At 43.8% G+C, this 22,590-nt stretch carries 14 protein-coding genes; 8 read left to right on the forward strand and 6 right to left on the reverse strand.

What is annotated here, in order from left to right; translation table 11 throughout:
- Positions 1-5 precede the first annotated feature (5 nt).
- The gene (locus tag R8G66_17950) at positions 6-3,425 is read right to left on the reverse strand and encodes a two-component regulator propeller domain-containing protein (GenBank protein MDW3194263.1); all 3,420 of its coding nucleotides are present in this window, start codon (positions 3,423-3,425) and stop codon (positions 6-8) included.
- Positions 3,426-4,050: 625 nt separating this feature from the next.
- On the opposite strand from R8G66_17950, the gene R8G66_17955 reads away from it, so the two are divergent.
- The 5 genes from R8G66_17955 to R8G66_17975 all read left to right on the forward strand — a co-directional run bounded on the left by R8G66_17955 (position 4,051) and on the right by R8G66_17975 (position 13,197).
- Positions 4,051-7,314, forward strand: coding sequence for a S41 family peptidase (locus tag R8G66_17955; protein ID MDW3194264.1), 3,264 nt, complete (start codon positions 4,051-4,053; stop codon positions 7,312-7,314).
- 130 nt (positions 7,315-7,444) lie between these two features.
- The gene (locus R8G66_17960) at positions 7,445-8,329 is read left to right on the forward strand and encodes a hypothetical protein (protein MDW3194265.1); all 885 of its coding nucleotides are present in this window, start codon (positions 7,445-7,447) and stop codon (positions 8,327-8,329) included.
- Positions 8,330-8,660: 331 nt separating this feature from the next.
- Positions 8,661-9,023, forward strand: a complete 363-nt coding sequence (locus R8G66_17965; protein ID MDW3194266.1) for a hypothetical protein — start codon at positions 8,661-8,663, stop codon at positions 9,021-9,023.
- 31 nt (positions 9,024-9,054) lie between these two features.
- Positions 9,055-10,716 (forward strand): proton-conducting transporter membrane subunit, encoded by a 1,662-nt coding sequence (locus R8G66_17970; GenBank protein MDW3194267.1) that lies wholly within the window; start codon positions 9,055-9,057, stop codon positions 10,714-10,716.
- A gap of 15 nt (positions 10,717-10,731) precedes the next feature.
- Complete coding sequence (locus tag R8G66_17975) at positions 10,732-13,197, forward strand: DUF2309 domain-containing protein (GenBank protein MDW3194268.1); 2,466 nt, start codon at positions 10,732-10,734, stop codon at positions 13,195-13,197.
- Between the two features lie 176 nt (positions 13,198-13,373).
- On the opposite strand, the gene R8G66_17980 is transcribed toward R8G66_17975, so the two are convergent.
- The 3 genes from R8G66_17980 to R8G66_17990 all read right to left on the reverse strand — a co-directional run bounded on the left by R8G66_17980 (position 13,374) and on the right by R8G66_17990 (position 16,402).
- Positions 13,374-14,477, reverse strand: coding sequence for a helix-turn-helix domain-containing protein (locus tag R8G66_17980; protein MDW3194269.1), 1,104 nt, complete (start codon positions 14,475-14,477; stop codon positions 13,374-13,376).
- A gap of 26 nt (positions 14,478-14,503) precedes the next feature.
- The gene (locus R8G66_17985) at positions 14,504-15,196 is read right to left on the reverse strand and encodes a hypothetical protein (protein MDW3194270.1); all 693 of its coding nucleotides are present in this window, start codon (positions 15,194-15,196) and stop codon (positions 14,504-14,506) included.
- 183 nt (positions 15,197-15,379) lie between these two features.
- A complete protein-coding gene (locus R8G66_17990; GenBank protein ID MDW3194271.1) occupies positions 15,380-16,402 on the reverse strand; it encodes a hypothetical protein in 1,023 nt (340 codons plus the stop codon).
- A 191-nt stretch (positions 16,403-16,593) separates the two neighbouring features.
- Here R8G66_17990 and R8G66_17995 point away from each other — a divergent pair, with 191 nt between their 5' ends.
- Positions 16,594-18,699: a tetratricopeptide repeat protein gene (locus R8G66_17995; GenBank protein ID MDW3194272.1), complete on the forward strand. Its 2,106-nt coding sequence runs from the start codon at positions 16,594-16,596 to the stop codon at positions 18,697-18,699.
- 64 nt (positions 18,700-18,763) lie between these two features.
- Positions 18,764-19,408 carry a response regulator transcription factor gene (locus tag R8G66_18000; GenBank protein ID MDW3194273.1) on the forward strand — a complete coding sequence of 215 codons (645 nt, stop codon included), beginning with the start codon at positions 18,764-18,766 and terminating at the stop codon, positions 19,406-19,408.
- A 7-nt stretch (positions 19,409-19,415) separates the two neighbouring features.
- On the opposite strand, the gene R8G66_18005 is transcribed toward R8G66_18000, so the two are convergent.
- Both R8G66_18005 and R8G66_18010 read right to left on the reverse strand, forming a co-directional pair.
- Positions 19,416-20,594: a hypothetical protein gene (locus R8G66_18005; GenBank protein ID MDW3194274.1), complete on the reverse strand. Its 1,179-nt coding sequence runs from the start codon at positions 20,592-20,594 to the stop codon at positions 19,416-19,418.
- A gap of 178 nt (positions 20,595-20,772) precedes the next feature.
- Entirely contained in the window at positions 20,773-21,117 is a 345-nt protein-coding gene (locus tag R8G66_18010) for a mannan-binding lectin (GenBank protein MDW3194275.1), read from the reverse strand.
- A 378-nt stretch (positions 21,118-21,495) separates the two neighbouring features.
- On the opposite strand from R8G66_18010, the gene R8G66_18015 reads away from it, so the two are divergent.
- Positions 21,496-22,581: a serine hydrolase gene (locus tag R8G66_18015; protein MDW3194276.1), complete on the forward strand. Its 1,086-nt coding sequence runs from the start codon at positions 21,496-21,498 to the stop codon at positions 22,579-22,581.
- Positions 22,582-22,590 lie beyond the last annotated feature (9 nt).

The raw sequence follows: 22,590 nt of genomic DNA on the forward strand, positions 1-22,590 counted from the left end.
CCGCTCTATATGCTAGTCAATTTCTGATAACGTTCCTCATCCCAATGATAGGCCGCGGTTTTAAGTGCCGATTTCCATTGTTTGATCTGCTCTGTTTCTTCGATACTGTTGACTAAAGATTCTATCTTACTGACTTCATATAAGCGCAAATTGGCCAGCGTCGGGGTAATCGATCGTATAATGGTCAATTCTTCCGGAGACAGATCTTCTTGTAGCGCTTCAGTAGCCATTTTATCTCTAGCCGTACCAATCTGGGAGGATCGGGCAATATCAAAATAAAAAGTTGCTCCTTCGCCGAGTTTGGATCGGACACCAATAATTCCTTCATGAGCAGTGATCACCATTTTACAAAAAGTAAGCCCTAACCCTGTCGATGAAGTATCCCCAAGCTTTTTAGGATCAGCTTGATGGAATTTCTCAAAAATTCTGTCCCGATCCTTTTCTGCAATTCCCTCCCCAGTGTCGGTCACTTCGATCACAATACGCTCATCCTGTTCTTTGGCACTAATGGTGATGGTACCTCCGTAAGGCGTGTATTTTGCGGCATTGGAAAATAAGTTTTGTAAGACCCGACCTAACAACTCCACATCCCCAAGAGCATGCATATTGGCCACTTGATTCACAAAACGAAGACTTTTGGATTTCAGAATCAGTTCGAATTGGTGTAGGGTTTCTTCTACCAGCCGATTCAGATCAATAGAGGTCTTATCTAGCTTCATACTGGTCTCTTCAAACTTCTGCACATCCAGCATGTTACTCACCATGTACAACATGCGTCTTCCGGACAGATTGATCTCCCTCAGGTCTTTGTCCTTCTTTTGATCGGACAGCCCCAGGATCAGGTGAAGCGGATTCTTCAAGTCATGTACCAGCATACCGGTGATCACTTCTTTGAATTTACCTAAGCGTTGCAGTTCCTCATTGGTCGATTTGAGCTCTTTTGTCTGTCGTTCAACTTCTGATTGTAACTTGGACCGTTGCGCCTTTAAGAAACTGACCCTCAGCCAAAAAACCGATAACAATACCGAAATCAATCCAAAGCCAACCAGAAACCGAAACCAAAAGGTCTCCCACCAGGGCGGCAGCACTTCTATGGTCAAATGACGTTCTTTCCCCCAAACACCATCGTGGTTTGCGGCTTTTACTTTGAACGTATAAATACCCGCATCGAGGTTGGTATAGGTCGCTTGTTTCAAGGAGCCGACATAATTCCATGCGGTTTCAAATCCTTCCAATTGATAAGCAAATTGATTCTTCTCGGCATGGGTAAAATGGATCGCAAGGTACTCAATGGTGAAAACCGATTGCCGATGATTCAGCATCATCTTATCCGAGTGATTGATATCTGATGTTATGGGTGCTTCTGGTCCAGGTTTAACCGTTCGATTGAAGAGTTTGAAATCTGTAAAATGAACCCTGGGTGCATGCTGATCCATAGTCACATGTTCCGGGTAAAAGTGATTGAATCCATTCAATCCACCCAGAAATAGTTCGCCCGTCGATGTTTTCAGGCTTGCATTGTTGAAAAACTCGCGTGACAGGATGCCATCCGATTCATCAAAGACCTCAAATATCCATTGTCCATTTTTATTCGACACTTTGGTTAATCCATTGCCTGTTGCTACCCAAAAATCACCCTGGTCATCCTCTGTGACACTTTTGATGTCATTATCTGACAATCCATCTTCCTTGAAGAATCGTTCAAATCCTTCATTTTCGGATTGTAGGATATTCAATCCGAATTTGGTCCCAACCCAAATTCGTTCTCGTGAATCGATCAGGATACTATTGACGTTGAGGCTGCTGAGACTTGTTGGATCCTCCGGATTATGTGTGAAATGGGTGACCCGAAACGTATCCGCAAACAGGATCACTTTGTCTAATCCCAAAACAGTTGCTACCCACAAGTTCCCATCGGAATCAATCTCCAGATCATACGTCAAATCCGAAGAAAGATAATTCGGATTGTAAGCCTCATATCCGATATGTGAAAAGGCACCCGAAGTTTTATCCAACCGACTCAATCCCTTACCCCAGGTCGTGCACCAAATACCACCCTCCTGATCTTCTCTGATCGCAAAAACATTATCGCTACCGATTGATTGGGGATCACTGTCATCATGTAAATAAGTCTGAAAATGCTGCTGCTTAGCTTCATATCGATTCAGCCCACCTCCCCAATTACCTACCCAAATATCCTCTTCCGAATCCTGATACATCGTAAGCACTTCATCACTTCCCAGACTGCCTCCGGATCGGGTCTTATCAAAGAAATCGAACTTCCCGGTTATGCTATCATAAACTGAAACACCACCCCCATCCGTGCCTATCCAAAGGCCTTTGGAAACTGGTAAAAAAGCGCTTACCGTCCCAAATTTCAATTGTTGAGTCTGTCCACGCTGCGGGGTGACTTGTTCAAATTTTGAATAATTCTCATCATGCACGAATACGCCTTGATTGTTGGTTCCCAACCAAATACGCCCCGAACGATCTTCGAACACCTCCCATACCGAATTGCTCTTTAAACTGCCTTCATCCAGTCCTTTGTAATAGGCATAAAATTGGTTAAGTCCGGGTTGATACAATTGTAGACCTCCGATTTCCGTCCCCACCCATAACAGACCTTGCGAATCCGGGAGTATGTCAAAAATCCGATTGCTATTACCTTCTTCTGTGGCTCCAGCTAAATGAAATTGATCCATAATCTCTCCGGTAATGGACAGCTGAAACAGGCCTTTTGATCGAGTCCCAACCCAGATAGATTGTCCTAATTGCGAAATGGCTGTCACTTCTACTTCATCTAGAATCACCTGCTGTTGCTGATGGTCTGTTTTGATTAATTGATGATTGGTACCAATCCATAAATGATCCTGTTTATCAAAAAACAGGTCATTGATCTGCATTTCATTGAGCCGGGCATAATGGTCTCCCGGGCGGATCAGGTGCTGAAAAGAGTTGTTTGTCTGGTACAAACCATGCAAAGTCCCAATCCATATGGCACCTTGTTGGTCCTCCTCAAGTGTAAGGGCATCTATTTCCAATACCGGATCATCAAAACGATCGACCACCCGAAAATGGTTGGTGGCATGATCATACCACATCAGATCTTGATAGGTAGCAATCCAAAGCCGTCCTTGTCGATCGATCATCAGGTCATTGATCCTATTATCAGTGAGCGACGTGGTATCAGATTGTGATGCTTCGAAAATTGAAAACTCCAGCCCATCGAAGCGGTTGAGCCCAGCAGCTGTACCTATCCATACAAATCCGGAGGTATCCTGAACAATGGAGCTTATGTTGGTGATAGAGAACTTTTCGAAATAATGCTTGAAGTATAGATCAGGGGGACTGGACTGACTCCATCCGCCGAAAAGGATCGTCAACCACAACAAGACAAAACCGACGAAACGTTTTGGTTGTGACACGCATCAAAGCTAGTTCTGAAATCTAATAATCCGAAATAGTAGAGAAATGTCTGACCGATCCTACAATAAAAAACCCTGGCGTGAACCAGGGATCAAATTCCTGACGGGAATTTATGTTAAAAAAATATGGGTCCATCTTCCGAGCTGGTGAAAGACAAATTCTTTTTTTGGGAGCATCATCAATCTAAGCCAACTACAAGAGCGTCGGAAAACCACTAATTCCGACGCTCTGTAGCAAATAAGGTCATCATCCTGCACTTCGACAACCTTACTATGAACCATTGGTTAGCACGTCAAACCCTTCTGGTTTTTGGTACTAAAACGTCTTCGCCTTTGACGTTTTTATTTGAATTCAAAAGTAGAGTGGCAACCTATTCTTTGGAATACCCGAAGGGCGCCAAATGGGCGGCACAATTGCCCGGAGTGGGTGACAATTGGTAGAACACCGACCGTTATAGACTCAAAAACGGGATTTCTTACAGGACAGTCTACCGGAAAGTGCCTTTTATGGGTAGGTCAAGTCTCCCATTCTCCATTCATGTTTTTTTGATTGCGCAACCTTCGGAGAATCACTACTTTCGACGCTTTAGGTATCAAATCGACTCAAAAATCCGAATCTGCTTTTATGAAAATCTCACGTCTTTTAATTCTGGTCCTATCGTTTATGTACTTTGGCCAAATACACGCTCAGGACGATCCCCTCTGGATGAGGTATCCGGCCATATCGCCGGATGGCAATCACATCTTGTTTAATTATAAGGGGGACATCTTCAAAGTACCTACTTCCGGAGGTACAGCAATTCCTCTGACCATTAGCGAAAGTTACGAGTACTCCGCTGTTTGGAGTCATGATGGACAGCAGATCGCATTTGCTTCTGACCGTTATGGCAATTTTGATGTTTTTGTGATGCCTTCATCCGGAGGTGAAGCGCAACGATTGACCTATCATTCTACTGCCGAAAAGCCCAGTGACTTCAGTACAGATGATCAAAATGTGATCTTCTCAGCCGTTCGACAAGATCTACATTCGAATGTTCAATTCCCTTCAGGGGTCATGGCCGAGTTGTACAGTGTACCAGTATCAGGCGGAAGGGTTAGTCAGGTATTTACTTCGCCAGGACATGATGCCACTTACAGCCCAAATGGTGAATTGATCATTTATCATGACCGCAAGGGATATGAAAATGACTGGCGCAAGCACCATACCTCTTCAGTCACTCGAGATGTTTGGGTGTACAACACTACGACGAACCAGCATCAGCAGCTTTCTTCATGGGAAGGAGAAAACAGAAATCCTATATTCGATGGCAATAACAATGACTACTATTATCTTTCAGAACAAAGTGGTTCCTTCAATATTCACAAAAGCGGCATCAACATTGCAGGTAATAACACGCAGATCACCTCTTTTGATAAACATCCGGTCCGATTTCTGACCCGAGCCCAGAATGGCACTTTGTGCTTCAGTTTCCATGGCGAGATCTACACCATGACACCTGGGAGTCAAGCAACCAAAGTCGACATCTCTTTCGGATTTGATGGGCGTCAAAATCTTGATAAAACGGTAAAAGTGAATCGGAGATTTACAGAATCCAGCCTTTCCCCCAACGGCAAGGAATTCGCGTACATTTTTCGAGGTGAGGTCTTTGTGAGCAGTATTGATCACGGTACTACTAAAAGGATCACCAACACTCCCTACCAGGAAAGAAGTGTCGGTTTCAGTCCTGATGGGAAATCCCTGGTTTACGCTGCGGAGGTCAATGACAGCTGGAATATTTACACTACTTCTATCAAACGAAGCGATGAATCGTACTTCTTCAATTCTACCCTGCTCGAAGTAGCAACCATCATTGCCACAGACGCAGAAGAATTCCAACCGTCCTATTCCCCGGATGGCAAAGAGATCGCATACCTGGAAAATCGCACAGCGGTCAAAGTGATTAACCTTAACACCAAAGCTACCCGGACCATTCTTTCAGGAGACCACAACTACTCCTACTCCGATGGCGACATGTGGTACCAATGGTCTCCGGACAGTAAATGGTTTTTGGTACAATATGGACCGAAAGAACGGATGTTTTGGCCAGAAGTCGGATTGATTGAAGCCTCCGGAAATGGAAATCTCAGGAACCTGACACAAAGTGGTTACCGGGATTTTGTTCCTAAATGGGCGAAAGATGGGGAAATGGCCATTTGGATGTCTACCCGACAGGGAAATCGTACTGAAAATGGCTTTATCAGTCAAGGCGACGTTTTCGGGATGTTCCTAACTCAACAAGGCTGGGATGAGTTCCGATTATCGAAAGAAGATTTTGAATTATTGAAAGACCAAAAGGATTCAGACGAAAAGAGTGATGATGCTGATGACGATTCGGATAAATCCAAAAAGAAAAACAAGTCTAAAAAAGATAGCGACGAGGACAAAGCCGATGAGCCATTGTTGACCTTCGATTGGGAAGGTATGGCAGACCGCAAAGCCAAGTTGACCGTCCACACATCCAGCGCTTCCGATTTTCTACTTTCAAAGGAAGGGGACAAACTCTTCTATGTTACCCGATTCGAAGGCAGAAGTGATATCTGGTCCACTGATTTACGTTCCAAAGAGACCAAGAAATTTGCAAAGATTGGTGCCAATCGGATCAGTATGGAATTATCGAAAAAAGGTGATTTCTTACTTGTTCTGGCAGATGGTTCTCCGAAAAAAGTAGACACCAAAAGCGGAAAAGTGACCGGTATCAGTACGAAAGGTGAAATGATCCTGAAACAAGACGAAGAACACGCCTACATTTTCGAGCATGCCTGGCGACAAGTACGAGAGAAGTTCTACGTCGTTGACCTTCAAGGTGTGGACTGGGAATTTTACAAGGAAGCTTACGCGCCTTTCCTTCCCTACATCAACAACAATTATGACTTTGCTGAAATGTTGAGTGAAATGCTAGGCGAACTCAACGCGTCTCATACAGGCAGCGGCTACGTAGCGTTTGATCCTGATGGAGATCAGACAGCTTCTTTAGGACTTTTATATGATTACGCCCATCAAGGCAATGGCCTTCGGGTGGCTGAAGTATTGAAAGGTGGACCTTTAAATACAGCTAAATCCAAGGTGAAGCCTGGTCATGTCATCGAAGGCATCGATGGCACATCCATTACCCCTGCCATGGATTTCTATCAGCTGCTGAATCGAAAAGCGGGAGATAATGTGTTGCTATCCATTCTGGATCCCACTAATGGAACACGCTGGGAAGAGGTGGTAAAACCCACTTCTTTAGGTGCAGAAAACCAATTGCTGTATAAACGATGGGTCGACACCCGTCGTGCAGAAACCCTGCGATTGTCTGATGGAAAACTAGGCTATGTACACGTACGCAGCATGAATGACCCCAGCATGCGGGTGGTCTTTGAGGATGCACTCGGCAAACACATTTCTGCTGAAGCATTGATCGTTGATACACGATTCAATGGGGGCGGAAACCTACACGATGTACTATCTGACTTTCTTGTTGGTAAAAAATACATGGACATCATTCCACACGGACAAAACATTGGCTATCAACCATGGAACCGATGGATCAAGCCCTCTATCGTATTAATGGGTGAAAGTAACTATTCAGATGCTCACCTGTTCCCAGTAGCTTACAAAATCAAAAACGGTGGTCAAACCCTTGGAATGCCTGTACCCGGAACAGGAACCTTCGTTTGGTGGGAGACACAAATTGACCCGAGTCTCTATTTCGGGATTCCAATGGGTGGCTGGAGACCCCTTGGTCAGCCCTTTTTGGAAAACAACCAAATGGAACCAGACATCCGTGTACCTAACGAGCCTGGTCAAATGGCCATTGGTCGCGACCAACAGTTAGAAGAAGCGGTGAAGGTGCTGTTGGGTAATTAAGAATAGCGCAGCAAAGGCATTTTAAATGCCCAAAACATTTCGGCCGCCCGCCTAGCCGGACGAGGCAGGCGTTGCAAAAGTGCGGCCGATCTTTTTTCTATTGGGGTAACTTTGTCCTACCATAGAAAACATGAAACAACATTTTTTCCTTTGCATGCTGACCATCTACTTGTGTCAGTGTTGCTCACCTACCAACGATCAGCGCTCTTTCCTGACCGAAAAAATACCGGCAGACAACCCTTTGACATTCAAAGCAGATCTGATCCCCGATGGGAAACTCATTCATAAAGGATCTTTCAGTCCTGATTTGACCGAGTACTATTACACCGTATCGGACAAAAGCTACAAGCGCTTTGATACTTATGTGATCCGAAAACAGGAAGAACGATGGTCAGACCCCAAAACAGCCTTTTTCAATAGTGACTACAGTGAGCACGGCTTGAGCTTTTCACCCGATGGAAATACCATTTACTTCAGTTCAACACGACCGGTTGAATCATACATTCCTGATACCTGGCACCTTTGGAAATCGGTCAATAAAGGAGGACAATGGAGCAAGCCTGCGTATATCGACATTCCTAATTTGAGAGATAAGTTAATCTCCCATCCTACCATCAGTAACCAGGGCACCTTGTATTTCCATGCCAGTAACCTTGACTATTCTGAAATGGACCTTTATCAATGTAAACTGGTAGACGGAAACTTCGGAACTGCCCAAAAAGTAGTCCTTGATATTGAAGCTCCTTACGGAAAATGCACCCCCTATATTGCCGCTGATGAATCCTTTCTTCTTTTCGCCACTGTTGGCGATCAATTGGACCTTCAAATCAGTTACAATGACGGTCAGGGTAACTGGTCAATTCCAAAAAAACTCAATGAGGAGATCAATCACTCAGGACAAGGAAATCCTTATGTCACACCTGATCATCAGTTCCTCTTCTTTACTACGGGTACCAATTCTGAAAAGTGGCAAGTGAAATGGGTCAATTTTTTGGATGAAACAACCCCAAAATAGGTATCGAAAAAGCTGGGTTTTCTGGTTATTAATTTAACCTTCTGGCTGGTAAGCATATTCACAACTTTCTGTCCTTTGATTCCGATCAAAATCAATTCGGGATACTTCCTCTTCTCAACTACTACATTTTTTTCATCCGCCATACCCCTCGCCTTCTAAAAAGGAGCCAGCCCCCTCTGAAATATAACTAACAGATAATCAAATACTTAGATACATCAAGAATCTAAACATTCTACCATTATATAAATATATATTTATGTTTCTTATAAAATAATAGAATCCTATTAATACATCAATCAATCTACTTTCGCGTGAACTCAAACAAAAAAATATGGAAACGCTTCAAGTAGAAAACCCAACCAACATCGATGTTTTACAAGAGAATGTGCTTAATCAGAAGCATGCTGATGAGCTAACGTTGATCATGAAAACTGAAAACGTTCAGGAAAGTCTCATGTCTGAAACTTCGAAACAAGAAAAACGAGCAGGTGCTCCTTCACTTGAGACACTTTTTGAGCAAACTGCTCAACGAAAAGGTGAAGCAGCTAACATGAAAAAGAGCTGGGTTTCAGATAGTGCCATGGAAGTTGAAGGCCTCTCCAATAATACACTTCACAGCTTTGTTTTAGAAGCAGAAAAACTGGGCAAGAAAATTACTTATACCCGAACGCTTCAAGTAAAAATCTCTGACTAATACACTTCGGAAAACACATTCTGCATAAGAGATGCTAAACCCTGTTTATCCTTATATTCCTCTTGTTGCTGCCTACACGTTGTTGGCTTTCGCCTACCTGGTGACCAGCAAAAGCGCCAAAGGCAACAGCAACCTGGGGTCTACAGCAACCATGGTAGGACTGCTCGGAATCATTAGTTCCGTATCCAGTCTTATCATCGTGTTGAACGTTGGGACAATACATACACCATTATTAGGAATTGATGGTCTCGGATTCTCTCTGCGATTGGATACCCTGAGCACCTCGATGCTCACCATGATCGCTATTTTGGGGTTCACGATCCTCAAATTCAGCAATCATTACATGGATGGTGATCCGCGAAAAGGTGTCTTTTTCAGAAGGTTGGCCATTACAATTGCTTCTGTCCAGCTATTGGTACTTTCAGGTAATATCTTCCAGTTATTCACCTTCTGGGTGATCACCAGTATCTGCTTGCATTACCTGCTCAAGTTCTACAAAGACCGGCCTCAAGCCATCAGCGCAGCTCGGAAAAAATTCATTGTAGCAAGAGTCGGTGACCTTAGTTTGCTGATTGCCGGACTGCTGATCTACCTGGAAATAGGATCCGGTGAATTGGCGGAGATCTTCGAGGGTATTCAGGCCGTGAGTGCATTGACAACCCCATTAGTCGCGGCAACCGTATTATTGGTGATCGCAGCTATCCTCAAATCGGCGCAGTTCCCCACACATGGCTGGTTGATCGAGGTAGTAGAAACGCCTACTCCAGTATCGGCTTTGTTACATGCGGGACTGTTGAATGCTGGCCCTTTTCTGATGGTCAGAATGGGCTTCTTAATGATTGAATCTACAACAGCTTCTATCCTACTTATTGTAATCGGTGGGTTTACGGCCTTATTCGCCTCAGTAGTTTACATGACTCAATCTTCGGTAAAGACGGCTTTGGGATATTCCAGTGTGGCTCACATGGGATTTTCCTTGCTGATCTGTGGTTTTGGCGTCCATACGGCAGCCATTCTGCATGTGGTAGCGCATTCATTTTATAAAGCGCACGCTTTCCTTTCTTCAGGAAGTGTGATCGATCTCGTACGTGCAAGAAGAATTGCCGCACCCAAAAGAAACGGTTCTTTCGTCAGAATCACTTTTGGCATTGCCTTCGCCTTAGGAATCTATACACTGGCTTGCTTCCTCTGGGGTGTAAATCCCAATGAAGATTTCGGGTTGATGGTCACCGGGGCCATCATTGTCATGGGGATCAGTCAGGTATTTGTTGCGCTGACTGATACAAAAAGCACCATCAACACCCTTTTGGCATCCGCAGGAATCGCTTCGTTCGTGGCTGCTTCTTTCTTCACACTAGAACACGGAGCCAGTGTACTATTGTCTGATCAGCTGCCCTTATATTTCGAGCCAGGTATAGCTGTTCGCACAGCGGCTGTCATTGTTATAGGTACCTATGCAACAGTCGTTTTCCTTCAACTGATTGCACCTACAATGAATCGCAGCTCACTGGGTTATCGACTGGGAGTACACATTAGAAACGGTCTTTATGTCAATGTCATCTTTGATCGCATGATCGGCTCTTTGAAAAACGAAAAATTCAAATGGGTAAACCTGAAAATTCAGGAAGATCAGGATCATTTAAAAGATTATTCTCAAGAAGAGTATTCAGAGGCTAACGCCGCCACCAACTAATCATTCATCAATCACATGTTATCAGTTCAAACCGAGCCAAATATTTCACAGGTTCGTAAATCCTTGCGCCCTACGGTGAATAAAATGGCCCCTTTGTGGTCACTGGAAAATTTCGTTGCTGTCAATCCCTATCTGGGTATGGCAGAGATGAATTTTGCAAACGCGATGGACTTTCTCAATAAGAGCAGTCATGTAAACGCTACGCTGCCGATCCAATTTTACCTCAAGGCACTTGATTCAGGGGAAATGCGGAAAGAAGATGTCGCCGAAGCACTCAAAGAAAACCGGTTTGGCATTTTTGAAAATGCGGATGAATTCATTGAAAGTGTTCGCGATGGCGCAGCAAACACACCTGACTACCAGGTGCATACCTTGGTAGATGTGGCCAGTGAGATCAATGGTAAGAAATGGCGTCGCTTCATGATCGACCGTATCTCTTTTTGGGCAGGGGCATATTTTGATGATCAGCAAGCAACGTGGAATACGGCAAGCCGGGAAACCTCTCTGTTTGCAGCCTGGAAACAGGAAGCCGAAATTGATTTCAGTACAGAGGCCATGGGCTTGAAAGGATTTCGTCAATTCATCAAGAACCTGCCAACTGATCATCTAAAAGCCGCTACGCGGGCACTTCAACAACTGGAGATACCCGATTCGATGCTGGATTATTACCTGCATGGATTAATGATGAAGATGAATGGCTGGGCAGGGTTTGCCGCAAGAATTGATTGGGATGCAGCGCTCCAGGGCAGTGAAAGCCATGCAGTAGAAGAGTTTTTAGCTATTCTTCTCGTATGGGAGATGGCATTGAAGGAACTGCTGCCTTATCCGCACCTAAATGCCTCCTGGATTCTTGCCAAGGAGGAAGCAAAGGCTCGCTTACAATCGGATGAGATCAGTGATTCGATGGCCCGCCAGGTGTTGTTGCAAAAAGCATTTGATCATGCCAATCAACGGAAGATCATCCAAAAAATCAACAACCAGAAAGCTCCCATCAACCTAAGGAGAGACATCAAAGTTCAGGCAGCATTTTGCATTGATGTACGCTCGGAATTGTACCGAAGAAACCTGGAAGTAGCGGATGATGCTATTGAAACGATTGGTTTTGCAGGATTCTTTGGATTTCCGATTGAATATGTTCCGCTGGCGCATGATCATGGGATCAATCAATGTCCTGTATTACTAAATACTTCACATACGGTTAAAGAGCAATTGGACAACCCTGATAAGGAAAAAGCGGCCATCAAACAGCGCACTTTCAGTGCGCAGATTCGGAAAGCCTGGAAAGCCTTTAAATCCGGTGCTGTCAGTTGCTTCGGATTTGTCAGCCCATTAGGCCTCTATTTCTTGCCCAAATTACTCACTGATTCTTTTGGTCTTACCCGCCCACAACCGTACCCTGATCACGTAGGCTTGTCTACGAATGCAATCAACGGGAAAAAAGTAAACCTGAGCGGAATGTCCGACAGTGCAACCGGGATTCCATTGGAGGATCGGGTGAACATGGCACATTCAGCCCTGAAGGCCATGTCACTAACGGAGGGCTTCGCTCCAATTGTCATGATCGTCGGCCATGGTTCTTCTACGGTAAACAATCCTCATGGTACCGGACTGGATTGCGGCGCCTGTGGAGGTCATACGGGTGAAGCAAATGCGCGAGTAGCTACAGCTGTGCTTAACGATTCGGAAGTTCGTTCCGCTCTTAAGTCAAGAGGTGTGGAAATTCCCGAGAACACCCAGTTCTTCCCTGCCTTACATGACACCACGACGGACGAAGTGAACCTGTTGTTCCCTTCTGAGGAAATACCAGCATCGCATACCAAAGAGATTGCTGATCTGCGCTTGTCATTGAAAGTAGCCAGCGAGTCTGCACGAAAAGAACGCGCGGCCCGAATGAATATCACGAGTGGTGACGTTAGTAAGCAAATCATTCAACGAAGTAAAGATTGGTCACAGGTAAGACCAGAATGGGGCCTTGCTGGTTGTTCTTCCTTCATCGTAGCTCCGAGAGCACGAACAGCACAACTCAACTTCGGCGGAAAAGCGTTCATGCACAATTACGCCTGGCGCAAAGACGAAGGCTTTGGTATCCTGGAAGTGATCATGACCGCTCCAATGGTGGTCACGAGTTGGATCAATTTGCAGTACTATGCTTCAACGGTCGATAACAAGAAGTTTGGCGCCGGTAACAAGACACTGCACAATGTGGTCGGCGGACTTGGTGTTCTGGAAGGTTCAGCTGGCGATCTGAGAACAGGACTCCCGATGCAGTCCGTTCATGATGGAGAAAAATACCAGCACGAACCGCAAAGGCTGAATGTAATCATAGAAGCACCGATTGATGAAATGAGTAAGATCCTGGCGAAGCACGATTCTATCAGAAACCTGGTAGACAACCAGTGGATCTATCTCTTTGCCATCAACGATACGGGCAAGGTGACTTACCGATACATCGGGGACCTGGAATGGGAACTAATCGCATAAACAACAGATAATCTGCATACTATATACGATGGCCCCGGTAAATATTGCCGGGGCCTTTTTTTGATCAATGGTTTAAAGGATCTACTGCCTTTGCAGGTGTTGTCACCTGCAAATTCCTATTGGAGATAACCCCAATAGGGACTGATTCTATTTATCCAAACTTTCCAATCAGACCTCTACCCTACTTCCTGAGCGAAGTATTCGCGGGGTGAGGTGCCCATGATTTTCTTGAATGATTTATTAAAGGTGGTTTTTGAATTGAATCCTGCTTCCTGCGCGATCCCAAAAAATGTCAGGTGGTTTGCTCGTTCGGATTTTGCGATTTCTATGAACTCCCTGATTCGGAAATAATTTACGTACTCAAAGAAATTCATGCCGATCTTCTCATTGAGTAATCGCGCAATTTCGGGCTTATTCACACCCAACATTTCCGCCAGGTCGGCTTTCATCAGTCCACGATTGAGGTAAGGCTTCTTTTCTTTCATCAAGTGGTCCAGTCGTTGCTCCAATTGATCAAGTTCATTCGCAGTTAATTTCGATTGCGCATATTTAGTAGTAGACATGTGTTCCACTACTTTGAAAAGCGTTGGTTCCTTGATCGTGTAGTAAGCGATGAATAATATCAAGAACCCCAACGTCAACCAGATGAATGGACGCGCAGTTCGTTCCAACCAGCTTTCACCGACGATGCCAATGATATAGATACAAAGCCAACACAACAGACAAATGCCTACTGCAATTAAAAATCGCTGAAAGAAACCCGTCTGTATAGAAAAGCTGGCTTCTTCATTCAGTCGCTTTCTTCGAGCCAGGAACAGTTTACAGGCAGCCAACCAATAAGAAAAATTGACAATCAATCCTGTGCCCATGAAGAGTACCACCGCTTTGAATAGCTCGCCACTCTCCAGACGAGCTAACACTAATTCCTGGGGAGCAAATACAAAGTAGACCGAAACTACGATGGCATAGATCACTCCGGGAATGTAATGAACCAGATCCTTTGCTGAATAGGAATGAGCCCTGGATAGGGACGATTTGGTGAATAGATAAACAGTGGCTCCAAAAAGAAACGTCGCATATTCCGAGAGCCCATATAGCCTTTGGAATCCTTCAATAGTATACATGAGCACGCGCCCTGATAGTCCCAACAACATGACACAAATCAGAACGATCAGGTACCGATTGACGGATTTTCGTACTTTTCTGGAAAAGGTGAATATGGTCAGCAGAAACAAGCTTTGAAAGAAAGCGAAATAAACCAGATTAGGAAGCAACTGCATAAAATCAGAAGAGGCGAAAGTAACGATTATTGAAGGACAAACTGGTTCACATGTAAGACTCCCTTATGATCCATAGCTACGTTCTTCGCATGGAATTGTTCGAATGCTTCGCGGCTTTCCCATTCGGTAATGGTGAATAAATCCGGGTTGTAATGATAACCAAAGGGAGAGATACCTGATTTCATTTCCAGGACAACCGCGCCTTGATGATTAGAGACTTCTTTTGCCCATGCTTGTGCAAAGAACTTGAATGGTTTTGATTCTTTCTCCCAATGGGCAGTGGCCACATAAAACTTCTCTGGATCAAAGGTCACTTCCTGATCCTGCTCGACATTCCAATAAGTTAGGTGGAAGGTTGGCCATATCTCTCGGCGCATTTCATGAAAAGGCGGATATTTCGCTTCTATGTCTTTGACAAATTTCACCCGGTCTTCATGTACTTTCCAGGTCGCGAGGATAAGCACTTCCGGCCAATAGTTGCCTTGTGTCGGTGGTTCCTTAATCCCTGAAGAATACTGTGGTGTGTAGCCGTATTGTTGTGCTACGGAAACTGCTGCTGCAAAATATTCATTTCTCTTCTCCTTAGCATCCGGATTGGTGGTGAGGAGGAGTAAATCGAGCGCCTGTCCTTTTTTCAACGACAGTGTTTTCGGCTGAGAGTAGCCTAATTGAATCATCAAAAGAACGATGATGCTTACCAGTAAATGACGAAAATACATGTTTGATAATTTTAGTTTCGTCAATGTTACGCGTGTCCAGGTCTGCCGTTGAGTAAAAGGGGGTGGCATAGGTACGTATACGGTAAACGTACCAGAAATACCCAAAAACAAGCTAGCCCCAGTTCAAAAACTGGGGCTTTACACACCTTGTCACAATGGACATACCTGCCCATAAATGCTAACCTATTTATTCACGTAGGAGAGCAAGTTGTCCAAAGAAGCAGACAGGTAATCATTTACGGCCGACTTTACGGCTCCGCAGTATGCCGTAGCCTCAACTTCGATGGGATAAGTTTTTTCCATAAAGGCATCCGATACATTAAAAACTTTAAGGGCACCATAGCTTGACCCCCAATTATCCGTTTGTGCACTTTCAGCCGCTTTATATTTCTTTTCTTCTATGATACCGGGGATGTCCACATCTTTTTTCAAATGCATGTTGGTATATGCCAAAGGCTTGATCTTCTTTTCAGCGAAGTAAAAGGTAGCCTTGGTTTGTGCGGCATCCAGACTAAATGCGCCAGCCGATCCCATGCTCTCATTCTCTATTCTCAAATTAGGCTTAACGACTATCTTAGCTACCCCTCCTACGGCTTTGCTTAAATTCTTGCTTAAACCTGATTCTGCATCTTCTACAAATGGAACTACTACAGTGACCGTAGAAACAATGGCACCATCCAGTTCTGAAGAAAGCCGGTAACCGTTGAACCGGTTCTTCTCTTTTCCTTTTCCAGTGGTTCGTTTGATCATGTATTCAAACCCCGTGGGAACTGCCGATACTAAACCAGCAAATTGGGCCTCATTCAGTGTACCTCCGGCTTTTCTTTCATACCCTTCAAATTCCTCCGACTGCTGTGCATCATCAATAGAAATCATTTCGTACCCTTCTGCACGAAGCTGCTCCAGAAATTCCTGATAGATTTCATCCGTCAATCCCTGAATGTCTGACGATTCCAGCCCTTTTAAGGCCATATTTAAACCAGCCACGGCATCACCCCGATAACCTCCACCAAACTCCCGACCACCTTTAGCTACTTCCTGCTGACTAAACAGCATCTGATAAATGACACGGAAGGAAGCTATGTACATCTTTTTGGGAGCATCTTTAAACTTCTTTTGGCCGTATCCTGACACATCTTTGAGCTCAACCTGTCCTACACATATCAGTGTGCTGAACAGAAAAAATAAAGTGATTACATTTTTCATTTTCGTGAATTTTTCTTCAAAGCTAGAAGCAGATCAGGCCTCTGTAAATCCCAAAATTTCAGCAAATAACCGTGCGTAGAATTACGTAATTCACAAAAAAATATACTCAAAAAGTGGGCTGATTGACTTAATTAAGTGCTTTCTATTAAAAGCATTAATCATTAACTTTCCTAAAACCTTTCCGCCGCCACATGTTTTTTAAGTGTTTTACAACCTTGATCCTTGTCATTCCTATCTTTTCTTGTCTGGGTCAAAATCTGAAGTTCATCCGTGAATTAGAACAACAACTGGATACCACTTCGACCAAGGATCAATGGGAAGTGATGAGTGAACTTGCCATGGAGTACGCGTCTTCTGATAGTGCATTGGCCTGGAATTATTATCACAAAGCATTTAGAGACGAATCGGAGAATTTGCCTAGAAAACGTTTCACTAAATCAATTACTGCCGGATTCCTTTTCCATAAAGCAGGGCAGTCTGATTCGGCTCTTTATTATTTTGAATCAGCGCTATCGACCGCTGAACAGCTTGAAGATAACCCTTTAAAAGTCAAGGCGCTGGAGCATTTAGCAAGTGTCAATATGCGATCCGGGAATACCGTAGAATCGGTCAAGCAATTAAAGGAGGGCATAGTATTGGCTGAAGAATTAGAAGATTCATTGAGCCTATTCGGCCTTACTGCTAACCTGGCCATTGCCTATCAAACACTTACCAATTACGATTCAGCCATTGTATGCTATCTGAAAGGGGCCACTTATTGTGAAAATCACCCCATCTACGATTGTGCAATGCTTTACAACAACATGGGGATTACTTATCAGGATCAAGGAGAGTATGAAAAAGCCGAGTCGTACAACTATAAGGCCCTTAAAGTACGATCCGAAGCATTGGACTCCATTGGCATCGCCGATAGCTACATCAATATTGCAGGGGTGCATTGGTACAAAGGACAAATTGATAGCGCTACCTTTTATGTCAATCGCGCTTATGATATCTATTTAGACCGACAATACGTCCGCGGGCAATCACTGTGTCTGAACAACCTAGGAGCTGTATACAATTATCAAGGAAAGTATAACGCAGCCATTGACGCTTATGAAAAATCTATTTCGCTGCATAAAAAAACTCTGGATCGGGAAAATCTGGGTGTGGCTTATTTCAACATTGCTGAACCATACCTGGCGCTGAAAAAATACCAGCAGGTATTGACCTATCTTGATTCTGCCCTTACGGTCGCCGGTAAGGTGGGCTCAAAAATGATCTTGCGGGAAACCTACAACCTTCAATCCAGGGCTTATGAACAAATGGGACAGATAAGGGATGCCTGGAATTCCAAGGAGCTTTACCATAGCTACAAAGATTCTATTACCATAGAAAGCACCGACCGTCAAGTAGCAGAATTGGAAACTAAATTCGAGACGGAAGAGAAAGAGCGGAAAATCAATGAGCAGGAATTGCAACTAGCACAACAAGAACTAAAGATCCAGCGAAATGGATGGATCACAGGATCGGTGATTGTTTTCAGTTTATTCATCATCATCATGGTGCTTTTACAACGAAACCGTCAAAAACTTAAGAGTAAGCAAGAAATGGCGGAGCAACGCAAACGGCTACTTGAACAACAAATTGATGCAGTGGTGAATAGTGTTGAAAAAGAAAGAAGAAGGTTTTCTGAAGACCTTCACGACGGATTTGGTCAATACATTTCCTTGATCCGTCAGAAAGTGGACCAACTTAACGTCCCTACCCCACAATCCAAAAAAGAAAGCATTTACAATGAATCTGAAAAACTGCTTAAAGAAATGGGTAACGAATTAAAAAACATCTGTTTCAATTTGATGCCCAGAACCCTGATTCAACAGGGATTGGATGCTGCTTTGAATGAATACTTGTTTCGAATTAATAGTGGAAGGAAAATTGCAACGGAATACATCCCCCATGGGGTGGAAGGTCAAAGATTCAAAGATGTAACCGAAATTAACTTGTACAGGGTCTGTCAGGAATGGACCAACAACATCATGAAATATGCAAACGCTCGAAAATTATCCGTACAACTTGTGCTGCATGAAGACCAAATCAACCTGACTATTGAAGATGATGGCGATGGATTCGACAAGCAGGCAATTAACCAATCCACGGGTAATGGTTGGAAAAATATTCAATCCCGAATCAACCTTATGAATGGGGAGCTTTTGGTAGATTCCACACCTGGCATCAAAGGAACGACGTTCATTGTCGATGTTCCCATGGTTAGCATTGGGCAAAATCAAGCGATCCGTGAAATTACGGAAGCATAATTGCGCCTTTTTCAGGATTGAAAAAATCATCCTGATTGAGGTCCTTTACTGAATGAAATTCTTCATGACAAAAGAACAGACTACCGATATTATAAAAATCTTACTAGTAGACGATCATGCCATCATTACCGATGGTCTTCGCTCAGTATTGAATGCCCAGGAAGCTTATGAAGTCGTCGGAACTGTTAATTCCGCGGAGGAAGCCATCAAGTTTCTCGATCGAGCATCGGTAGACCTGATGGTTTCCGATTATTCTCTACCGGGCATGGATGGTTTGGGGCTCGTCAGGTATACAAAAAAATCACACCCAAATCTTAAGATAATTATTCTGAGCATGCATCGGGAAAGCCATCTGGTGAAGGAAATTCTGAAGGAAGGCATTTTAGGCTACGTCCTCAAAGACGATCCCGCTCAGGAATTGCTGCAAGCCATCGAAAAAGCAAAAGGAGGTAAGGTTTATCTCAGCGATGATATCAACAAAATGCTAATTGAATCCCTGCATTTTCAGCAAGATCAGAAGTTATTCTCCGACAGGGAACGGGAAATTCTTAAACTCATTGCGCAGGAACATTCCAGCAAACAAATTGCAGATATCTTGTTCATCAGCGAGAGGACCGTAGAATCACACAAACGAAACATGATGAAGAAAGCCGGAACCAACACCTCTATCGGGCTGGTCAATTTTGGTTATCAGAATAACTTGATTTGAACAACAATCACTTCAAATCCAATTCTGTTCCAACGAAATCCAGGATCAGGGAAACGCCCACGTAGGGATAGCTGCTTTCGAACGAAGGATCCTTATTCTCCAGGTTGTTAAATAGAATTCCCCCTTTGAATCGAAGGCCCATGTGATAGACTTCATTGTCAAATCCTGTCCAGGAAAAGGGCAGAAAATCCAGTGACAGTCCGGGACCATGGGTGAAAGCACCCAAATCCTGTTCGGCATTGTCATCATTGAGATCCTGCTCAGCAATCGTAATGACTGTACCACCGATATCATAATAAGGAATGATTCGGAATGGCTTCAAGTCCAGCATGTACCCCAAATACAAGCCACCGTAAAAAGGATTGACTTTTAAACCTCGATCCCAGAATCCATCATGCTCAAAGTCCCTTCTTACCGTACCTTCACCTACGGTCAGGCGTAGACCACCGATCAAGTTTTTATAATTCGCTTCCAGATCAATCAGTACAGGTACTTTGAACCGAACCAAATTCCCAAATTCTCCCTGAAAAGTCCCAAGTCCTGCACCAAGACCTACACTAGCCCCCCAGTCATTCTTCACGTATTTACGGCGGATCTTGAGTTTCACAAATTTATCATAAGGTGATGGGGCAAATTGCTCCAGATAAGCTTGTCCCCATTGCTCCAGGCCTTTATCAGAAATCGCACTGTTGGAACTAAGCGATAAAAAGGTTCGGAGATATAGCTTGAGAAAAGCATTCTGATATGGTTTAAGATCTGTTTGATCAATTTGGGCCAGTAAGCGTGTACTGTCTAATACAGCAATATCTAGCAAATGATCAAACAACCCATCATCCGGAGGTCCTTCGGGATAGTACGCTGATCCTGAAAAGGGATCATTTGGCCAGGCATCTATTTTTTTTAGAATATCCCCATAGTCCTCAATCATGAAGTCGATCATGAGTGCTTCTTCTTCGATCAACGAGAGATATTTGGTACTGTCAAACCCGTCCTTTATCTGTAACCGGAGCCTTTTGATTTCTTCAAAATCTCGTACGTCTGCAGAAAACTTGATCTGTCTTCTTAAATCCCGAATCGAGGACATGGGGTTATCCTCCTCCGTGGCGTTACTTTGTGCTTGTGCAGGTATTACATAACACCAAAAGCAAAAAAGAATCAAAATCAATCGAAACGTTCCGTTGTGCATTTGCATTTTAAGTTAGGCTCATTTACGCAAATAGTGGACCAAAACTATTCGGGATATTACAAATGCGTCTTTTTGGAACTAAAACAGACGAGAATTGACGGAAAAAGTAGTTGTTTTCGATGAGATAAATAGTGGCTTCACTCTCCAGCAAAGCCACAAATTAATAATATACAATTGATCAGAACTTGTATTTGATCTGAATAACACTCATCACATTCTCAACGATTGTTCTCCATTGACCTGTGAATTCCGCTCCATAAGATGCTGCTAGCACCGAACCGACCTTTTGGGCTTCATCATTGCTCCAAATCGGACCAGCAAGTACGTCAGTTGTAAATTCATTTGAGCCGGAGTTGGTCACATTCAACTCCACTTCCACTACACTCATTTCATTTTCGATCACAGTGTTCCATACTCCTGTCCATTTACCTTGATGCGCCGCAGCTACTAAAGGTGCTTTAACTTTTGCGTCCTCATCGTTCCAAATAGGACCTGCAGGGATGTTTACTTTAAAAGTTGCCATACTAATTGTGTGTTTGTGATTTAATAACCCTACTCTAGTTGGGCTTCATGCCCGGGCTTTTCGGATTGCGCCCTGTCATTAAGCTTACTGATCATTTGGTCTTAAAAGCAAGTCTCAATCACATTTCAAAGTTGTGGTCATGAACTTAACAATCGATAAGCCCTACGAGCCAAATCAACGTATACCTCCAATGTGGTATGGCATTACAAATGAGGTATGAATATCTGATTCAAAGGTCAATAGGTGATTTTCAACTCAAGCTCAAAAAATGGATTCCAATAAAAAAAGCAACTGCCCTTTCGAAGAGTCACTTTAGCATGATCCTATTCGTTACGCTTTTGTGATCCCGCAACTAATACTAACTTGTACCTTAATCTCATGCGATACTTATTATTATTTTCAGTCTTTTTATTGTGTGCGTGCAGCAATTCCGATGACGCAACGCCCCTTACGGAAATGTACTTCCCTCCAAACAATTCCAGCGCATGGGAAACGGTTACACCGGAGGCCTTGGGGTGGAATGAGGCTGTCATCCCTGAATTAGAACAGTTCATCCGTGATACGGGCACCCGAGGCCTGATCATATTGAAAAACGGCAGAATCGTCTTCGAGTCTTATGATGGACTAACCTTGGATGGAATCAACAGATTTGGGCAAAACAACTACTGGTATTGGGCTTCTGCAGGAAAAACCCTGACATCCTTTCTTATTGGTCAGGCAGAGGCGCAACAATTGCTTTCATTGGATGATCCATCCAATACCTATCTAGGGCAAGGATGGAGTAGCCTGAATACCGATCAAGAAAATGCCATCTCAGTACGTCATCACCTGACCATGACCACCGGATTAGATTTCAACGTATCTGATCCTAATTGTACAGACCCTGAATGCCTGCAATTTCTAAATGCTCCGGGAGATCAGTGGTTCTATCACAATGCACCTTACACCATCCTGGATCAGGTCATCGAAGGTGCCAGTAATCAGTCTTTTGACGATTTCTTTGAAGAACAATTGCTCAATAAAATCGGAATGGAAGGTTTCTGGGAATACATCGGATTCAATCATATCTTCTTCAGTCCTCCAAGAAGCATGGCCCGTTTTGGTTTATTGATCCTCGCTGAAGGAAGTTGGAATGGTGAACCCATTTTGAATAATGAGACCTTCTTTCAGGATATGATCAACACTTCTCAGCCTCTCAATCCCTCCTACGGCTATTTATGGTGGTTGAATGGTAAAAGTGCTTTCATTCCTCCTGGGATCACAAATCTGGTCTCCGGGGATATTTCACTAGAAGCACCTGAAGAGATGATCGCTGCGATCGGTGCCAATGGGCAATTGATCAACATTGTGCCCAGTCAACAATTGGTCGTGATCAGAATGGGAAATGCGACAGATGATTCGCTGGTCCCTTTTAGCATTCAAAACCAGCTTTGGGATATCTTGAATGAGTTGATTGTTGAATGATGTGAAGCA

Source organism: Cytophagales bacterium, assembly GCA_033344775.1.
Classification (GTDB): domain Bacteria; phylum Bacteroidota; class Bacteroidia; order Cytophagales; family Cyclobacteriaceae; genus JAWPMT01.

What these genes read in the sequence shown, in the direction of transcription:
- R8G66_17955 (MDW3194264.1), top strand. Translation starts at nt 4,051, where the DNA reads ATGAAAATCTCACGTCTTTTAATTCTGGTCCTATCGTTTATGTACTTT.
- R8G66_17960 (MDW3194265.1), top strand. Translation starts at nt 7,445, where the DNA reads ATGAAACAACATTTTTTCCTTTGCATGCTGACCATCTACTTGTGTCAG.
- R8G66_17965 (MDW3194266.1), top strand. Translation starts at nt 8,661, where the DNA reads ATGGAAACGCTTCAAGTAGAAAACCCAACCAACATCGATGTTTTACAA.
- R8G66_17970 (MDW3194267.1), top strand. Translation starts at nt 9,055, where the DNA reads ATGCTAAACCCTGTTTATCCTTATATTCCTCTTGTTGCTGCCTACACG.
- R8G66_17975 (MDW3194268.1), top strand. Translation starts at nt 10,732, where the DNA reads ATGTTATCAGTTCAAACCGAGCCAAATATTTCACAGGTTCGTAAATCC.
- R8G66_17980 (MDW3194269.1), bottom strand. Translation starts at nt 14,477, where the DNA reads ATGCAGTTGCTTCCTAATCTGGTTTATTTCGCTTTCTTTCAAAGCTTG.
- R8G66_17985 (MDW3194270.1), bottom strand. Translation starts at nt 15,196, where the DNA reads ATGTATTTTCGTCATTTACTGGTAAGCATCATCGTTCTTTTGATGATT.
- R8G66_17990 (MDW3194271.1), bottom strand. Translation starts at nt 16,402, where the DNA reads ATGAAAAATGTAATCACTTTATTTTTTCTGTTCAGCACACTGATATGT.
- R8G66_17995 (MDW3194272.1), top strand. Translation starts at nt 16,594, where the DNA reads ATGTTTTTTAAGTGTTTTACAACCTTGATCCTTGTCATTCCTATCTTT.
- R8G66_18000 (MDW3194273.1), top strand. Translation starts at nt 18,764, where the DNA reads ATGACAAAAGAACAGACTACCGATATTATAAAAATCTTACTAGTAGAC.
- R8G66_18005 (MDW3194274.1), bottom strand. Translation starts at nt 20,594, where the DNA reads ATGCACAACGGAACGTTTCGATTGATTTTGATTCTTTTTTGCTTTTGG.
- R8G66_18010 (MDW3194275.1), bottom strand. Translation starts at nt 21,117, where the DNA reads ATGGCAACTTTTAAAGTAAACATCCCTGCAGGTCCTATTTGGAACGAT.
- R8G66_18015 (MDW3194276.1), top strand. Translation starts at nt 21,496, where the DNA reads ATGCGATACTTATTATTATTTTCAGTCTTTTTATTGTGTGCGTGCAGC.